Consider the following 16548-nt stretch of genomic DNA (forward strand, 5'->3'; position numbering starts at 1 on the left):
ATTGTTTGTTTCTACTTTTCAAAAAAGTAAAATCAAAACGAATTGACTATATAGTCACTCAGTTACAATTGAGACTCTAAATTTGTTTGCGTCATCTAGCGAACTAGAATCTGCTGTTAGAACTCAACCTGTACGAGTGCCCACACAGATGATTGCTTCATATTTTTAAAGAACGTTTCGAAACATTTCGTTGTTTCGAGGGATGTGCATTCTAAGCACTCCCATTTTTTTGTCAACACTTAATTTTGAATTTCTTGAGAAGAAGTTTCGAACTTAAGTTTTACTTGACACTAACTCGTTGCTGCTTTGCTTTTCAGCGTAGCGCTCCGTGTCAGTGGGGTCGCATTATAGGGCGATCCGATTTTAGTGCAACCCTTTTTTTAAAGAAAATTGCGAAAAACAGATTGTTTGGATAGAAATCACTCTAAGACAGTTGTTTTTGCATGTTTTACAAACAAAAAGAGCGCTAAATGCGCTCTATTTTTAATTCCCAACCGAATTTTGATAGGTAAGCTGCTTCTTGAATGAGCTCCGCTAACATCAACGGATGAAGGGATAGCCAAGGATTGGGCATTTGCATAGTCAGGGACTTATTCTCTTTATTGTTGGCTTGCACTGTTACTTTAGGTAGAACATCGTCTTTTCTACGCATAGATAACAAAACACCAAGTCGAACTACGACGCATAACAACTTAGCGTATCCAAAGTGACAACCTAATCGATCAAAATCTTTGGCAACAAGGTCAGCTCTATGATTTTTAACGATAGCAACGATAATATCTTTTTGCGCTTTGCTATATCCAGGCATTGAAGTATTCGCCAATATATAGCCGCTGTGTCTATGGTACTGTTTATAGTCAATCAGCAAGCCTACTTCATGAAGAGATGCGATTGCCTTTGCCAAGTGAAGACTCGCTTGTTCATCGAGACCCCAGCTTGATGACACTTGGGCGATAATATCAGACACCACTTCGTATACTCGCAGCGCCTGCTCGGTATCAACATGATAACGCTGAGTGAAACCATCCAATGTGCGCTGACAGATATCGACAGCCTGAAAATCAGGGATCATACTATAAAGTACACCCTCACGAAGTGCGCCACCGGCAAGACCCATAGATTGAATATCCAATGACTTGAATAGTGCAATCAAAATTGCAAGGCCCGATACAAAGACTAAGCGGCGTTCTTCAATTAGCCCAGGTAAAGTTAGCGCAGCCACCGTTTCACATTCAATTGCTTTAAGCTTTACTTCTTCCAACTTGCTCAGAGTCAGTTGTTCATTCTCGCCCATCGCAGCGAAAATTTCCTGAATGGCTTGAACAGTACCTGACGCACCAATGGCTAACTCCCAGCCAAGCTTTTTATATTTGGCTTGAATAGGCTGAATAACCTGTTTTGCAGCCAGCTCTGCAGCGTCAAAGTTTTTCAGACTTAATAGGCCATCGCTGAAATATCTATCAAGATAAGTCACACAACCCATATTTAAACTTTTATACAGTAAGGCATCAAAGCCTTTTCCGATCACAACTTCGGTACTCGCGCCGCCAATATCAATAACGAGTTGCTTACCTTGACAGGCGGATGTGTGAGCGACACCTTTGTAAATCGTTTTAGCTTCCACTTCTCCACTTATCACATTTACCTGATGATTAAGGATCTGCTCCGCTTTTTCGATAAATGTGTGAGCGTTAGTAGCCAAACGCAATGTCGCAGTGGCTACAATACTGACATTTTGCTTGGGGATATCTTGTAAGCGCTCAGCAAACAAAGCAAGGCACTCCCATCCTCTTTGCATCGCCTCAAGCGACAATTCATTTTGGTCATTAAGCCCAGATGCCAGCCGCACCTTCCTTTTCACACGGCCGATTGTGTGAATACCGCCTGCCATATGTTTCGCTATCAACATATGAAAGCTGTTAGAACCTAAGTCTATTACAGCGTAAATATCTTCCTTCGAAGCAGTCTTTGCCACTTTTCAAACCTCAACAAATCGCATTAAGCGCTTACTACTTTACTATCCAAGTTTATTTGGATTGTGGTTTTCTATAGCCACCAGTTCGGCGACCGCCACCACGTTGCTTGTTACCACTATTACCATGGCCTGAATGACGACGTTTATTTACTTGAGGCGCACGCAAGTCAGTTAATAGTGCTGTTTTATCATAATGAGAAACAGGAATTGCATGTTCTATGTATTCTTCTATCTCATGTAAATTGTAGGCATATTGCTCGCACGCGAAACTAATCGCATGCCCAGATGCACCAGCTCGACCCGTACGACCAATGCGGTGAACATAGTCTTCTCTGTCATCCGGCAAGTCAAAGTTGAACACATGACTTACTTCAGGAATATGTAAACCACGTGCTGCAACATCAGTCGCAACCAGCAAGTCAACATCACCACGCGTAAACTGCGCTAATATCGATTGGCGTTTCTTTTGGTTCACATCGCCAGTAAGCAAACCAGCACGGTGACCATCCGCTTTCAGCCATGCATATACGTTTTCGCAGCTGTGCTTAGTATTAGCAAAAATGATTGCCTTCTCTGGCCACTCTTCCTCAATCAAAGTAAGCAGTAAAGGTATTTTGTCCTCTGTTGACGGGTGAAATAGCTCTTCTTGAATACGCTTGCCCGTTTTAACATCTGGCTCAATTTGCACATGAATAGGATTGGTCATGTGTTCGAATGCTAACTCTTGCACTCTGTATGACAGTGTTGCAGAGAATAATAGATTTAATCGCTCTTCACGACCTGGCATGCGATTAAACAAATAACGAATGTCTTTGATAAAACCTAAATCAAACATTCGGTCTGCTTCATCTAGCACAACCACTTCGATATCATTGAGGTTATAAGCACCCTGCTTATAAAAATCGATTAAACGCCCAGTCGTTCCGATTAGTATATCCGCACCTTTTTCCAGTTGAGCCCGTTGTTTTTCGTAATCTTCGCCACCATATACAAGGGCAAGCTTAAGATCACAACGTGGCGCAATGACTTGCGCGTCCTTATGTATTTGGATAGCCAACTCTCGAGTCGGTGCCATAATAATTGCACGAGGTTGCGTTTTTTTATCCTTTTTAGTCTGCAATAGGCGATGACAGGTCGCGGTCAAAAACGCAAGGGTTTTGCCCGTACCAGTTTGTGCCTGACCCGCGATATCGCGGCCTTCACAGATGTAAGGTATACACTTTGCTTGGATTGGCGTACAAAATTCGAAGCCATTTTCCTGTAAACCGGCGACCACTTCCGGCGCTAAAGCAAAGTCGTTGAATGTTTTATTGGTCAAATGTGTCTTAGTCATAGCAATAAAGCATAACGTTTAAACTTGCAATAAGAAACAAGAGTGTTTAAATACGCATTAAATATTTCGCCTAATTCTAACGGAGAGCGTAATGAGCGACAAAATTATCCAACTAACTGATGACAGCTTTGAAGCTGACGTAATCAAATCTGACAAGCCTGTACTAGTAGATTTCTGGGCAGAATGGTGTGGCCCTTGTAAGATGATTGCGCCTATCCTTGATGAAGTTGCAGAATCACACGGTGACCGCGTTGCGATCGGCAAACTGAATATTGACCAAAACGCAGGAACTCCACCTAAGTACGGTATCCGTGGTATTCCAACACTATTACTGTTTAAAGATGGTGCAGTAGCCGCAACCAAAGTTGGTGCTCTATCTAAGACTCAACTTGTTGAGTTCCTAGAAAACAACCTGTAATTCAGGCTGTTACATACTCTGCGGCATCACTGCCGCAGTTGTAGACCTGATCTATATCATTTTTAATAGAATAAAATTTGTATAAACACTGGACGACCTGACGCCTAGCTGCTAACTTATAAAGCCACAAACCTTTAAGCTTTATCAAATCAACCTCTCTCGTGAAACTAACGAGAATGACAACTGTAATAAAGAACCCACCAATATGCATTTACGCGAATTAAAAGACAAGTCAATCAATGAACTTGTAAAACTTGCTGAGTCCATGGGACTTGAAAACGTAGCTCGTTTAAGAAAACAAGATATTATCTTTGCTATTTTGAAAGCGCACGCGAAAAGCGGCGAGAATATATACGGCGGCGGTGTTTTAGAAATTTTACAAGATGGCTTCGGCTTTTTACGTTCTTCAGAAGCATCTTACCTAGCTGGCCCTGATGATATTTATGTTTCTCCGAGCCAGATTAGACGTTTCAGCCTGCGTACCGGTGATACCATCAGTGGTTTAATCAGACCACCAAAAGATGGCGAAAGATACTTTGCATTATTGAAAGTTAATGAAGTTAACTTCGATAAGCCTGAAAACTCTCGTACCAAAATCCTATTCGAAAACCTAACGCCTATTCATGCTAATGAGCGTATGGTAATGGAGCGAGGTAACGGTAGTACAGAAGATATTACCGCTCGAGTATTAGACCTTGCTTCTCCAATTGGTAAAGGTCAGCGTGCACTTATCGTTGCACCACCAAAAGCGGGTAAGACAATGTTGCTTCAAAACATTGCTCAGTCCATCACATACAACAACCCAGATGCAACATTGATGGTGCTACTAATCGATGAACGTCCGGAAGAAGTAACTGAGATGCAGCGTCTTGTTCAAGGTGAAGTAATTGCTTCTACGTTTGACGAACCTGCCAACCGCCACGTTCAAGTAGCAGAAATGGTAATCGAAAAAGCAAAACGCTTAGTTGAGCATAAGAAGGATGTTATTATTCTACTTGACTCAATCACACGTCTTGCTCGAGCATACAACACGGTTATTCCTTCCTCAGGTAAAGTATTAACTGGTGGTGTTGATGCCAATGCACTTCACAAACCTAAGCGCTTCTTTGGTGCTGCGCGTAATGTTGAGGAAGGCGGAAGCTTAACCATCATCGCAACGGCACTTATCGATACCGGCTCTAAGATGGATGAAGTTATCTACGAAGAGTTTAAAGGTACGGGTAACATGGAACTACACCTAAACCGTAAGATTGCGGAAAAACGTGTATTCCCAGCTATCGACTTCAACCGCTCTGGTACTCGTCGTGAAGAACTACTAACGAAGACTGATGAGCTTCAAAAGATGTGGATCTTGCGTAAGATTGTGCATGAAATGAGTGAGATCGATGCCATGGAATTCCTTATTGATAAGCTTTCCATGAGCAAAACAAACGATGAGTTTTTCGACTCAATGCGTCGTAAGTAAGTAGACTCTAAGTCTAATTTTTGAAAAGCCAGCTTATGCTGGCTTTTTGCTTTTCAGGTTCGCCAACTGCCTGTTTTTGTTCTATACCTATCTAGTGAATTTAAACCGTATTTGTATAATGAACCTAGGGACTTAGAATGAAGCCGAGTCGTATTATTGCCGCTGTCACACTGTTTAATCTGGCTTCGGTAACACTCGCAATCACCTTGCTATCTTCTGATACAGCCAAAATAGCTGTTGCTCTCGGAGCTCTAGTACTGGGGGTGCTATTCCAGCTTTTATACTTTAAGAAAACCTCTTCCGCTGAAAAGCATATGGAACATCTCGTTCGCAACTTTATCAACGACAATGGTGTCGACCTAACGTATCGCTTTAACGAACAAGATAAAAATATTTCTAAGTCCTGCCTACTAATGAATGATTGCTTCGCCGTTATAGAACATATAATTAGTGAAGTATACGCATCTTCTTCTCGACTTCACCCAATGGCAGATAGTTTAAGAGATACCTACGCATCCATGACGCAAAAGGCGACGCTACAACATACTCACGGAGAATACTTAGCCACCTCGATACAGTCTATGTTAGAGATTTCCGCGCGTTTAGATACTAGCTTAGAGCAGATCTACGCATCTGTAGAAAACGCTACAACGGCAGTGAAGCAGACCAGATTAGATACTGACAAAAGCCAAGAAAGCCTGCTAACTCTTGCAGATAACATCAAAAAAACCAATGAACAAATAGAGTTGCTCAAAACAGACAGCAACGAAATTAGCTCAGTGCTTGAAGTTATTAATGCTATTGCAGAGCAGACCAATTTACTTGCGCTAAACGCTGCGATTGAAGCAGCACGAGCTGGCGAGCTGGGCAGAGGCTTTGCCGTCGTTGCTGATGAAGTTCGTAATTTAGCGGCAAGAACAAGCCAATCTACAAAAGAAGTAAGTCTGGTTATCAGAAAAATTCAATCCGGTACAGATTCTGTTTACGCACTCATGCAAGCAGCACTAGAGGAAACAGATAACACGGTAAAATTAAGCGAAGCCTCTACAAAAGAGGTTGATGAAATAGAAAACGCGATGCTCTCTATCAACCAAATGTCTCACGATATTCATCGACAAGTTGGAGAACAGAAGCAAGCCTCTGACGAAGCTCAAGAGAGCATAGAGTCAATGGTGCACCTGAATTCAGATGCACTTTCAAGTACAAGAATACAGGCTGTCTCCAATCGTGACCTCATAGCACTATCGCAAAGTATTCATTCCAAGTTATCCATGTTTAAGATTTCAGATTACACCCCGGAACTAGACACCAGAAAAGACAGTTCACGGGTATCAATCAGTAATATTGAGCAACCTGAAAACTCAAATGTGGGGAATGCTGATGATATAGAACTATTTTAGGACGCTAAAGGCTCTTTAGATTTTAGCTGATCGCACATCGCTAAGAACAAAGACTGAAACTGATCTTCATTTCCTTGCTTTAACACTTTTTCAAATTCTATGGCTATACTTGCCAGTTCGGGAAATTCAAACATAGATGCCGCCCCCGCCAACTTATGGCAAATAGCCTGGAGTGTGAGCAGCTCTTTATTTTGCCAAGCATCTATTAGTAAATAACGCTCTTGTTCAAAAGTACTTGCGAAGCTATCTCTTAAGTCCGATAAATCGATATTAAGCTCATATGCTTTGCCATGCTCAAAGTTCAAATGCGTATTCAGAACTCCCAGCAATTCATTTTTATTAATCGGCTTGCCAATATGTCCATTGAATCCAGAATCAATATATGATTTGACTTCTTCCATCAGTACATTAGCGGTTAGCGCGTATATCGGCCCAGAATAGCCAGCAGAACGAATAATCCTTAATGCTTCGACACCATCCATTCTTGGCATTTGAATGTCCATAAGCACCAAATCAGGAAAATCACTAAGACACTGTTCAACCGCTCGAGCACCATTTTCGGCTACAATGACCGTCGCCCCCGTCCGCTCGATCATACGAGAGAATAATTGGCGGTTTTCAGGGTGATCCTCTACAACCAACACAGTACCTGATAACAAAGGTTGCTTTAGCTGAGGTTCTTGCGCTTCAGTGGCCGCGACATTGAGATACACAGTACAAGGTACATGAAAAGAGAAGATACTGCCTTTATCAATAATGCTTTGAACTTTTATTTCACCATTCATCATATGCGCAAGCTGGCTCGACAAACTTAATCCGAGCCCAGAGCCACCAAAGCGCCTTGTTATGCTGTTGTCAGCTTGTTGGAAATTATCAAAAATTCGGCCTATCTGCTGCTCAGTCATGCCAATACCTGTGTCCTTCACCACAAACTGTAAGCCATGGTGCGTTTCAGATACTTCTAATTCAATACGGCCTTTTTCGGTAAACTTTAGGGCATTACTTAGCAAGTTTATTAGTATTTGTTTTACTCGAATGTAATCTAAACGCACGTAAGCGTTAGCCCTGACCTGGTCACAAACGATAAACTCTAATTCCTTACTCTGGATATTTTGTTGAAACATATCGCATAAGTCCGCAAGTAAGCTGCTTACCGAAAACTCTGTTGATTCAAGCTCTAAGCGCTCAGCTTCGATTCGACTTAGGTCAAGAATATCATTGACGAGATCTCGTAAGTGTAACCCTTGATTATAGATAGTTCTGACTGAAGCTTGTGCCTGAGCATTTAAATCTTGTTCGACCAACAAGTCTTCTGCATGTCCCAGCACCGTAGTAAGTGGCGTTCTGATTTCATGGCTCATGTTTGCTAGAAATTGACTTTTCACTTGATTTGCCGCTTTTAACTCATCCGCTTTTTGCTGAAGCTCAGATGTTCTGAGTGCGACTTTTTGACTTAGCTCCAGTTTTGCTCTTTGCTCAACCTTACGTCGGTAAAGTGCGAAAGTTGTCAGTAAGGTTAATAGTGCAATGATAACACCCAACAATTGTAACTGGCTGCGCTGCTCTTCTTTCAGTAGCTGTAATTTTTGCTCTTGCTTGAGCACTTCAACTTCTCGAGAAAGCTCACTCGCTTCATACTTAGCACGATAATCATTGATTCGCTTAAGCACGTCATCATTCATTAAGCGCTTTTGCGCTTCCAGATTTTGCGAGTCATATTCTCTAGCTTGTTGTATATTACCTTGAGCAGCCTCAATTAGCGCTAGTAAACGTAGCGACATTCGCTCCTTCTTCTGCTCGTGCATCAATCGGCTGGCAGCTAAACTTTGCTCAGCATTCGCTAAGGCTTCTACAAGTCTGCCTTGTGCAAAAAATATTTGTGCTAATGTATATTGCGCCTCCATAACATTAGCGGGGTTTTGAGCCTTTTCAGCGTAATAAAGTGCAAAATTCGCCTCTTTTTCAGCAACGTCAAGCTGATCTAAGGAATAGCTAAGAAGTGCGAGGTTAACGTATTCGTACGATAAATGGCGAACATCATTTTGAGCTTCATAATACGTAATGGCGGCCTGATAAGAAGCTTTAGCCAATTCAGGCTTTTTCGTTTCCGTATACAGGACTCCAAGATCTGCATGAGCAAGCGCGACACCATATTCATCACCCAATTCATTAAAAGCTTTAAGCGCGGTATGTAGCATCTCCTCCGCTTTATCGTAGGCAGCTTGACGAATATAAACCCCTGAAATATTGAGTAGAATGTCAGCGTGATCTTGAGCATTGCCAAACTCCTGATAGAGCTCGTCCGCTTTTAAATAGTTTTGTAGTGCAAGATCTAAAGTAAAGTTTTTAAAGTAGGCCAACCCTAGGTTGCTGTGTAAGTTAGCCATTTCAATAGGGATATTACGCTGCTCAGCCAGCGCTAAAGCACGAGAGTAAAACTCTATTGCCTGTTGGTATTGACCGAGATAGAAATTACAGATCCCTTGTAGCTTAACAGCAGTAAAGTGGTTGTCAGTTAAGGGCTCTGACTGGGTGATTAATTCTAGCTGACTAAGAAAAGCTAGTGCATCTTTAAACTGATTGTGACTATAAGCAGACTTACCAAGGCTAAACAAAATGTCCACTTTTTTCTCTTTTCCGAGCTTTTTCTCAGCGAGAAGTTCCTTGCCTAGAATTTTTTTTTGTTGCCAATTCGTAATCAGCTTCATTTCCGTAATGCGTTCAGTGAGTGAAGTATTACTCACTGCATATTCCGCATGAAAAGTAGTAGAGAGATAAAAACAACACGCAAACACAGATCTGGGCTTTAGTAGCCTCGATAAATTCATTGTTGCTCTCCATTGCTTATCATTTAGTCTGCGTGGTAGTGTGAAGATACACCAAGACTAAAGAGGCGACAATGTTCAATCCGCTTACAGATGTTATTTTTAAATTAATTTGTCAAAATCAATCTTTAAAAGTACACACTATTGCCGCCGCTCTGATGGAACAACAGCAACTACCTCGCCTTGATGAAGATGAAAATAAAAATCTCTTCAAGCGCAACTTTCTGATCATGAATGCCCTGTACCAACTTCAGCAAGAAGTATTCGCTGAGGGTCAATACCTGCATGTTGAAGCGCTCAATGTTTATCTAGCTCCACAACTAGGTGAACATCAATTAGCATTAGATGATCCGCTCAGAAGCTACTATTTAGATTGGCAACACTATGAAACCAGCAGTGAAGAAGTGAGTGCTCTGTTGGATAACTTTTGGCAGCGCTTTGCATTCAATGGCGCTCGCCAGCGAATTAATATCAAGGCTGACGAATTAAACGCGATTAAAACACGCTGGCGACTGCCTAACGGATATGATCGCAGGATGTTAAGTCAATGTTGGAGAAAACTGGCCCTGACTCATCACCCAGATAAATCAGGTGATGAGGAGGCTTTCAAACGCTTAATGAACGAGTATGAGATACTTAAGCAGACCTTAAGCACGTAGGGCTTTATAGCGCTTATTTTTAATTTTGCTATTGTTAAGCTTTCGTAGTGCAGGCTTTACTGCCTCGCGTTTTACAGCCACGAAGGTTTGTACATCATATATATTGATTTTACCAATTTGTTTAAAGTTAATGCCCTCTTCACCTGTCAAGCTGCCGACGATATCTCCTTTGCGAAGCTTTTGTTGCTTTCCACCTTCAATCATGAGGGTCACCATATTCGACTTATAGGCTGGTTTTTCGAGCAGTGAATGGCCCGGCAACGTGCCATGTTTTAGCTCTTGACCATATATTTCCGCCAACTGTTTTATTTTGAAGGCTTCTTTTTCTCCATAAAGAGATACTGCGATACCTTTGTGCTCACCCCGGCCCGTACGACCAACACGGTGAATATGCGTCTGTGGCTCAAGCGCCAAATGATAGTTAACCACAAGCTCAACTTCCTCAACGTCGAGCCCTCGAGCGGCCACGTCAGTGGCAACCAAAATATTGGCACTCTTATTAGCAAAGGTGAGCAATGACCACTCACGCTCACCTTGATCTAAATCGCCATGTAACTCGACACAAGCAAGTCCGGTTTGGCGTAATTCTTCGAATAGTCGCTTAGTCTCAGCTTTGGTATTACAAAAAACGATACAGCTTTGCGGCTGGTGCTGCATTAACAGCACTCTCAGCGCGTTAAAGCGCATTTTATTGTTGTCTAACTTATAAAAGGTTTGCTTAATGCTGTGGTGTGCTTGTTCTTCTTTTGCTTCAACAAACTCTGGCTCACGCATATATTGCTTCGCCAGTTTCATGATCTTATCTGGGTAAGTCGCACTAAACATTAGTGTTTGTCGAACTTCAGGGACATACACTAAAATGCTTTCTAGCGTTTCAGTAAAGCCCATATCCAGCATCTGATCAGCTTCGTCGAATACCACAGTCTGCGTTTCAGTTAGCATGAGTGAGCCATTAAAAACATGCTCTTCAACCCGACCAGGTGTACCAACAACAATATGCGCACCGTGTTGCAACGCCCGTGTTTGAGGTTCAATTGGCGTTCCTCCGCAGAGTGTTTGCACTTTGACGTTACCAATTAAAGCCGCAATTTTTCTGATCTCTTGTGCGACTTGATCAGCCAACTCTCTCGTTGGACATAACACCAAAGCCTGAACCTCATTGCACTCGGGCTGCAACTTATTCAGCAGCGCAAGTGAAAACACCAGTGTTTTACCAGATCCAGTTTTCCCTTTCACGACTAAATCTCGTCCGGTCAGCGCCGGCGCTAAACTCACAGACTGTACTGCTGTTGGCACCATGTAGTTAAGATCTACAAGGCGCTGAGCAAGCGCTTGGTTTAGAGGTAATTGAGAAAATGAAGTGATCGACACAGTGCTTTCCTATTCGCTATCTTAATCGCGTATTTTATACCAAATGTGTAAATTCGCTAACCGCTTTACTCTATTATTCCAAGATAAAGCCCCCCTAGATTGTGGATGAATTATCCTCATCGCAATACACGGACTTACATCACAATTTATGCTTTAATCTCTCGGTAACTCCATTTTTACCAAGGATTATCATGAAGTTTAAATCACTATTGGCATTTGGTTTATTAAGCGCAGGTTTGAGTACAGCACTGCAAGCCGAAGAATTTACTACACAACAATTAGAACAAGTTAAACAAGTTAGAGAAGCCGCAAGCCACAGCAACCTAAGTTGGCAACTACTAGAATCCCTCACCACAGAAGTAGGCCCACGCTTACCAGGTACCGAAAATGATAAAAAAGCGGTAGCTTGGGCAAAGAAACAATTTGAGCAACTGGGCTTTGACAAAGTCTGGCTTGAGAAAGCGACCTTTCCTGAATGGCGCCGCTACCATGAGTCTGCAAAAATCCTGATACCGAGCGAACAACCGCTACACCTTACAGCGCTCGGTAACAGTGTCAGTACACCAAAAGATGGCTTAAGTGGCGAAGTAGTGTTGTTTGAAACTCTCGATGAGCTGATTGCTGCGCCAGACAACAGCTTAAAAGGTAAAATAGCTTTTATTAATTACCGCATGAACCGCGATATTGATGGTAATGGCTATGGACCGGCAGTAAGAGCTCGTAATAGCGGCGCCGTAGAAGCGGCTAAAAAGGGCGCTATCGCCTATATGATGCGCTCAGTCAGCACCAGCCACCACCGCTTCGCGCACACTGGCGGCAGTCACTATAAAGCGGGAGTGACAAAGATCCCGTCCACTGCAGTTGCGAACCCAGATGCGGATCAGCTAGCACGCCTTATCAACTCTGGTCATGCAGTTAAAGTCGCGCTAAATATTCAAACTGAGGACTTAGGTGAAGGAACCAGTTATAACGTCATCGGTGAATTCTCTGGTACTGAGTTTCCAGAGCAATATGTCTTGATTGGTGGTCACTTAGACTCTTGGGATCTGGGTACTGGTGCACTCGATGATGGTGCTGGTGTTGCATTAACGATGGCGGCAGCTAAGCATATTGCCGATGTAAAACGCCCTAAACGTAGTGTCCGCGTAGTCCTATTTGCAGCAGAAGAACTCGGTCTTTGGGGAGCAAAAGCTTATTTTAAAAAGCATCAGGCAGAATTAGACCGCATCGTAGCCGCATCCGAGTCCGATTTTGGTGCAGATGTAGTGTATGCGTTTGAATCAAACGTAAATGCCGCTTCCTTACCAGTTGTGCGTGAGATTGCAAAACAATTGGCGCCACTTGGCGTTACTTATATTGGCAAGAATAGCGCACATGGTGGTCCTGACTTAATTCCGCTGAAAAATGCTACATCAGCGCCAATCTTCGCTTTACACCAAGATGGAACCGATTATTTTGATTATCACCACACAGCCGATGACACGCTTGATAAAGTCGATCCAGAAAAACTAAAGCAAAATACCGCGGCATACGCCGTATTTGCCTTAATGGCAGCCGATGCCAAAACGAAAATGGCAGGGAAATAAAATCTTACACTTATGGGGACAAGTACACTTGTCCCCTACACTCAAGTTGCCTACCTTAGACATACCCACACCTAACTAACTAATAGAATATGGAAATCAAAAGCGTATTTTTTTCCTTTTACGACACAATATTCAACTTCATCAGTAAATATAAAGTTGCCGTGTCGGCACTAATTGTGGTCACTATTGCATTTTACTTTTATAACCAGCATCAACAACAAATCGCTAGTTATCAAACATACTTAGCATCCCCACAAATCGATGACCTGATTATTTTTGACGCTGGCAAGAACACTGGGCAAGTTTATGATCCTGCTTTTCAGATATTACAAATTACTGAGCTGACAGATGACAACATTGAAGTGAAGGAAAGTGCCTACACTTATCGAACAATGCGTAACATCACCCGAGATATCCGTGTCAGCATGCTAATGACCGATCATTATTTTAAGCCACAAAGGCTGACGCTAGAAAAAGACAATCTATTAGACTTACTTGACGATGAAACCATAGTCTCCGTATACAGGCCTGTAGGGATCCATGTACTCGGCGGCGTTGTTAGACAAAGATTTAAAAAGCCGAAGCCACTATATAATGGACCTAAGATCTCTGCACAGAACCAAGAAGCAATTCACGCTTACAGCCAAGGAAACTTTGAAGAAGCAAAAACGGGATTTGCAGCAGCGGCTAAAACCGGCAACCCTTGGGCACAATATAACTATGGGACAATGCTTCGCGACGGTGAAGGCGGTGCAAAAGACATTAAAAAAGCGATCCACTGGCTTAAACTTGCCGCAGAGCAAGGTAATCATAAAGCACAGACAGCCCTGGCTAAGTTATGCCAAGACCACCCCTGTTAACTGTGACTTTGCTTGTGATACTGCACAGTCAAAACGTTTGCTTCAAACTCTTGTTGTGCCACCGGTTTAGAATGAAAATAGCCTTGTGTCATATCACACAGTAAATTCTTTAAAAACATGCACTGTGCGGGGGTTTCAACCCCTTCCGCAATGACCCTTAAGTTCAATTTATGCGCCATCAATATAATCGCACTGACGAGCGCTTTATCTTCTTCATCTTCAGGTAAATCACGAATAAAGGTTCTATCAATTTTCAATTTAGAAAGCGGGAAGCGCTTGAGATAACTCAACGACGAATATCCAGTACCGAAGTCGTCAATCGCCAGTTCTACGCCGATTTCTCTTAATGCTTTTAATTGTGACAATATTTTGTCTGAGTTTTCAACTAGTACTGACTCTGTGATTTCCAATGTCAGATATTTAGCTTCTAGTCTGGTGTCTTTAAGTACTTTTCTTACTAATGCAACCATATCTTGGCGTTTAAACTGGATACTAGAAACGTTAACTGCAATAAATAAGGGTCTACCGTAGTTGTCTTGCCAAGCTTTAACTTGAGAACAAGCGTGATACAGCACCCATTCTCCAATGGGTAAGATAAGCCCTAGTTCTTCGCAAACGGGAATAAATTGCTCTGGAGAAACATGGCCTAGCAACTCACTTTTCCATCTTAACAACACCTCGCAGCCAACGAGGTCGCCTCTACCAAGCTGTGAAAAAATAGGTTGGTACACCAGTGATAATTCTCGATTAGACAGCGCTTTGTGCAAGGCACTTTCTAACACGCTACGCGCTTTGGCATGTTGATGCATCGCTGAAGTATAGAATTGAAAACAGTCGCGACCATGCTCCTTCGCTTTATACATTGCACTATCGGCATTACGTAGCAAGATTTTTCGATCGGTGCCGTCATCTGGGTAAAGCGTGATCCCCATACTACCGGATACATAAGCTTCGTGCCCTTCCAAATGAAAAGGGTTGGCTAGTGCACGTAAAATCTTAGTCGCAACCTGCTCTAAATCACTGATAGAACTTATATCTTGTAGCAATAACGCGAACTCATCCCCACCTAATCTTGCAACGGTATCAGAACTGCGCACGCACTCATTAATACGGTTTGCAGCTTCTTTGAGTAGTAGATCACCAATATGATGTCCAAGCGTGTCATTCACTGCTTTAAAGCGGTCAAGATCGATAAAACAAATTGCAAAGCGCTCTTCTAGCTGAGCTGCTCGTTTTAACGCTAAATCAAATTTAACGTGATAATGATGGCGGTTTGCAAGACCTGTCAAACTATCAAAGTTGGCTTGCTGCCACATCAACTGTTCGTTACGTTTTCTCGAGGTAATATCACTGAATAACGCAACATACATATCAATTTCCCGAGCATCGTTAAATACTGCAGATACTTGCAGCCAACTCGGATAAATTTCACCATTTTTGCGCTTGTTCCAAATCTCTCCCTCCCAATGGCCTTTGTTAACCAAGTCATCATATAACGCGTTGAAAAAGCGCTCATCGTGACGTCCAGAGTTCAGGATTGATGGAGTCTCCCCTATCACTTCATCCATGCCAAAGCCTGTAATTTCGCTAAATGCACGATTTACCATTTGGATTTGATTATGTTTGTCGGAGACCAACACACCTTCAGAGGTTGTCGAAAATACCGTACTTGCCAAGCGCTGTTCTCTTTCGTTCTCAAGCTCTTCCGTAATATCTTGAATAACATAGATAAAACCCAGTTTTGCTTGTGTTTCACTTACCACCGGGGCACAAGAAACCCGCACATTGCGATAGCCAAAACGCGCATCGAGTTGGCACTCAAGTGTTCCTTCCGTCAGCAGCTTTTCACTATCAAGCACATCAAATAAGGTATAAATAGATTTTGATTTTAACGCTTCTAAACTATCAAAATCCTTTAACACTGAGCCATTAGCGGCTTCAATGTGATGAGTTTCATCCGTAAACACCAGATATGCTTTAATACCATCAAAAATGGCACTGAGTTTCGCACCTTGGTCTTGTGCTCGCTGATTGGAGCGCCTTAGCCTGACCAAAACGGTCATCAATACCGCCATCGATAGAATAAGCACAGCAATTACCGCAGTTAACAAAATGACCTGTACCATATTGGCTTGCTTGATTTTTTCAGTCTGCAGCATGACCTGTTGTTCAAGATTGGCTTGGTAATGCCAAAGATCTTGCTGTAGCTTACGCTGCTCACTCATATCTTGAATGATAGAAAGTAACCTTGGTTTACCATCGCTATCTTCAAACGGCGTTGAGTGAACACTCACTGTTTTAGTACTACCGTCTGCAGTTTGATGTTGGAAGATAAAATAATTGCGGCCTTCATTTAATGCCGCTTGACGTTCATTAGCAACCTGCTCGGCAGTAAATAAGTTGATATCTTGAATGGCTTTCGATTCTAATATAGCCTCGCTGTAGCCATAAAATGCGGCAGCAGCTTTATTGGCATCTAAAATCTTTCCAGACGTGGGCTCGATGATCAACATCACCGCGCCATGATTAGAAAAAGTATAATATGGTAACTCGTGAGCTGGTGCGGTCATACAAAACGGCAACAGCAGCCCCCCGAGCAATTTTGACATCAACTTCAAACTCAGACCCCTCAGGATATCGTTTTATGCAACCGCGG

The 16548-nt window shown here is 42.5% G+C and carries 11 protein-coding genes; 6 read left to right on the forward strand and 5 right to left on the reverse strand.

What is annotated here, in order from left to right; genetic code table 11:
- Window positions 1-466: 466 nt before the first annotated feature.
- Together gppA and rhlB are read right to left on the reverse strand one after the other, a co-directional pair.
- Window positions 467-1975 (reverse strand): guanosine-5'-triphosphate,3'-diphosphate diphosphatase, encoded by a 1509-nt coding sequence (gene gppA / locus ABMY45_RS21570; protein ID WP_174170983.1) that lies wholly within the window; start codon window positions 1973-1975, stop codon window positions 467-469.
- 52 nt (window positions 1976-2027) lie between these two features.
- Window positions 2028-3308, reverse strand: a complete 1281-nt coding sequence (rhlB, locus tag ABMY45_RS21575; RefSeq protein ID WP_010604249.1) for an ATP-dependent RNA helicase RhlB — start codon at window positions 3306-3308, stop codon at window positions 2028-2030.
- Window positions 3309-3399: 91 nt separating this feature from the next.
- Between rhlB and trxA the strand changes: the two genes are divergently transcribed.
- The 3 genes from trxA (at window position 3400) to ABMY45_RS21590 (ending at window position 6591) form a co-directional block, all read left to right on the forward strand.
- Complete coding sequence (gene trxA, locus ABMY45_RS21580) at window positions 3400-3726, forward strand: thioredoxin TrxA (protein WP_010378172.1); 327 nt, start codon at window positions 3400-3402, stop codon at window positions 3724-3726.
- A gap of 205 nt (window positions 3727-3931) precedes the next feature.
- A complete protein-coding gene (rho, locus tag ABMY45_RS21585) occupies window positions 3932-5191 on the forward strand; it encodes a transcription termination factor Rho (RefSeq protein WP_010604247.1) in 1260 nt (419 codons plus the stop codon).
- A 137-nt stretch (window positions 5192-5328) separates the two neighbouring features.
- Window positions 5329-6591: a methyl-accepting chemotaxis protein gene (locus ABMY45_RS21590; RefSeq protein ID WP_349289501.1), complete on the forward strand. Its 1263-nt coding sequence runs from the start codon at window positions 5329-5331 to the stop codon at window positions 6589-6591.
- Here ABMY45_RS21590 and ABMY45_RS21595 read toward each other — a convergent pair.
- Window positions 6588-9335: a response regulator gene (locus ABMY45_RS21595; RefSeq protein ID WP_227387629.1), complete on the reverse strand. Its 2748-nt coding sequence runs from the start codon at window positions 9333-9335 to the stop codon at window positions 6588-6590. The two genes, ABMY45_RS21590 and ABMY45_RS21595, sit on opposite strands and share 4 nt — an antisense overlap.
- A gap of 155 nt (window positions 9336-9490) precedes the next feature.
- On the opposite strand from ABMY45_RS21595, the gene ABMY45_RS21600 reads away from it, so the two are divergent.
- Entirely contained in the window at window positions 9491-10075 is a 585-nt protein-coding gene (locus ABMY45_RS21600) for a DNA-J related domain-containing protein (RefSeq protein ID WP_174170986.1), read from the forward strand.
- Here ABMY45_RS21600 and dbpA read toward each other — a convergent pair.
- Window positions 10064-11446, reverse strand: coding sequence for an ATP-dependent RNA helicase DbpA (dbpA, locus tag ABMY45_RS21605; RefSeq protein ID WP_102055843.1), 1383 nt, complete (start codon window positions 11444-11446; stop codon window positions 10064-10066). The two genes, ABMY45_RS21600 and dbpA, sit on opposite strands and share 12 nt — an antisense overlap.
- A 191-nt stretch (window positions 11447-11637) precedes the next feature.
- Between dbpA and ABMY45_RS21610 the strand changes: the two genes are divergently transcribed.
- Window positions 11638-13032, forward strand: a complete 1395-nt coding sequence (locus ABMY45_RS21610; protein WP_174170988.1) for a M20/M25/M40 family metallo-hydrolase — start codon at window positions 11638-11640, stop codon at window positions 13030-13032.
- A gap of 89 nt (window positions 13033-13121) precedes the next feature.
- A complete protein-coding gene (locus ABMY45_RS21615) occupies window positions 13122-13892 on the forward strand; it encodes a tetratricopeptide repeat protein (protein WP_102055841.1) in 771 nt (256 codons plus the stop codon).
- On the opposite strand, the gene ABMY45_RS21620 is transcribed toward ABMY45_RS21615, so the two are convergent.
- Window positions 13889-16501 carry a GGDEF and EAL domain-containing protein gene (locus ABMY45_RS21620; RefSeq protein ID WP_206472108.1) on the reverse strand — a complete coding sequence of 871 codons (2613 nt, stop codon included), beginning with the start codon at window positions 16499-16501 and terminating at the stop codon, window positions 13889-13891. The two genes, ABMY45_RS21615 and ABMY45_RS21620, sit on opposite strands and share 4 nt — an antisense overlap.
- Window positions 16502-16548: the final 47 nt, after the last annotated feature.

It is taken from the genome of Pseudoalteromonas sp. XMcav11-Q (assembly GCF_040104525.1).
Lineage (GTDB): Bacteria > Pseudomonadota > Gammaproteobacteria > Enterobacterales > Alteromonadaceae > Pseudoalteromonas.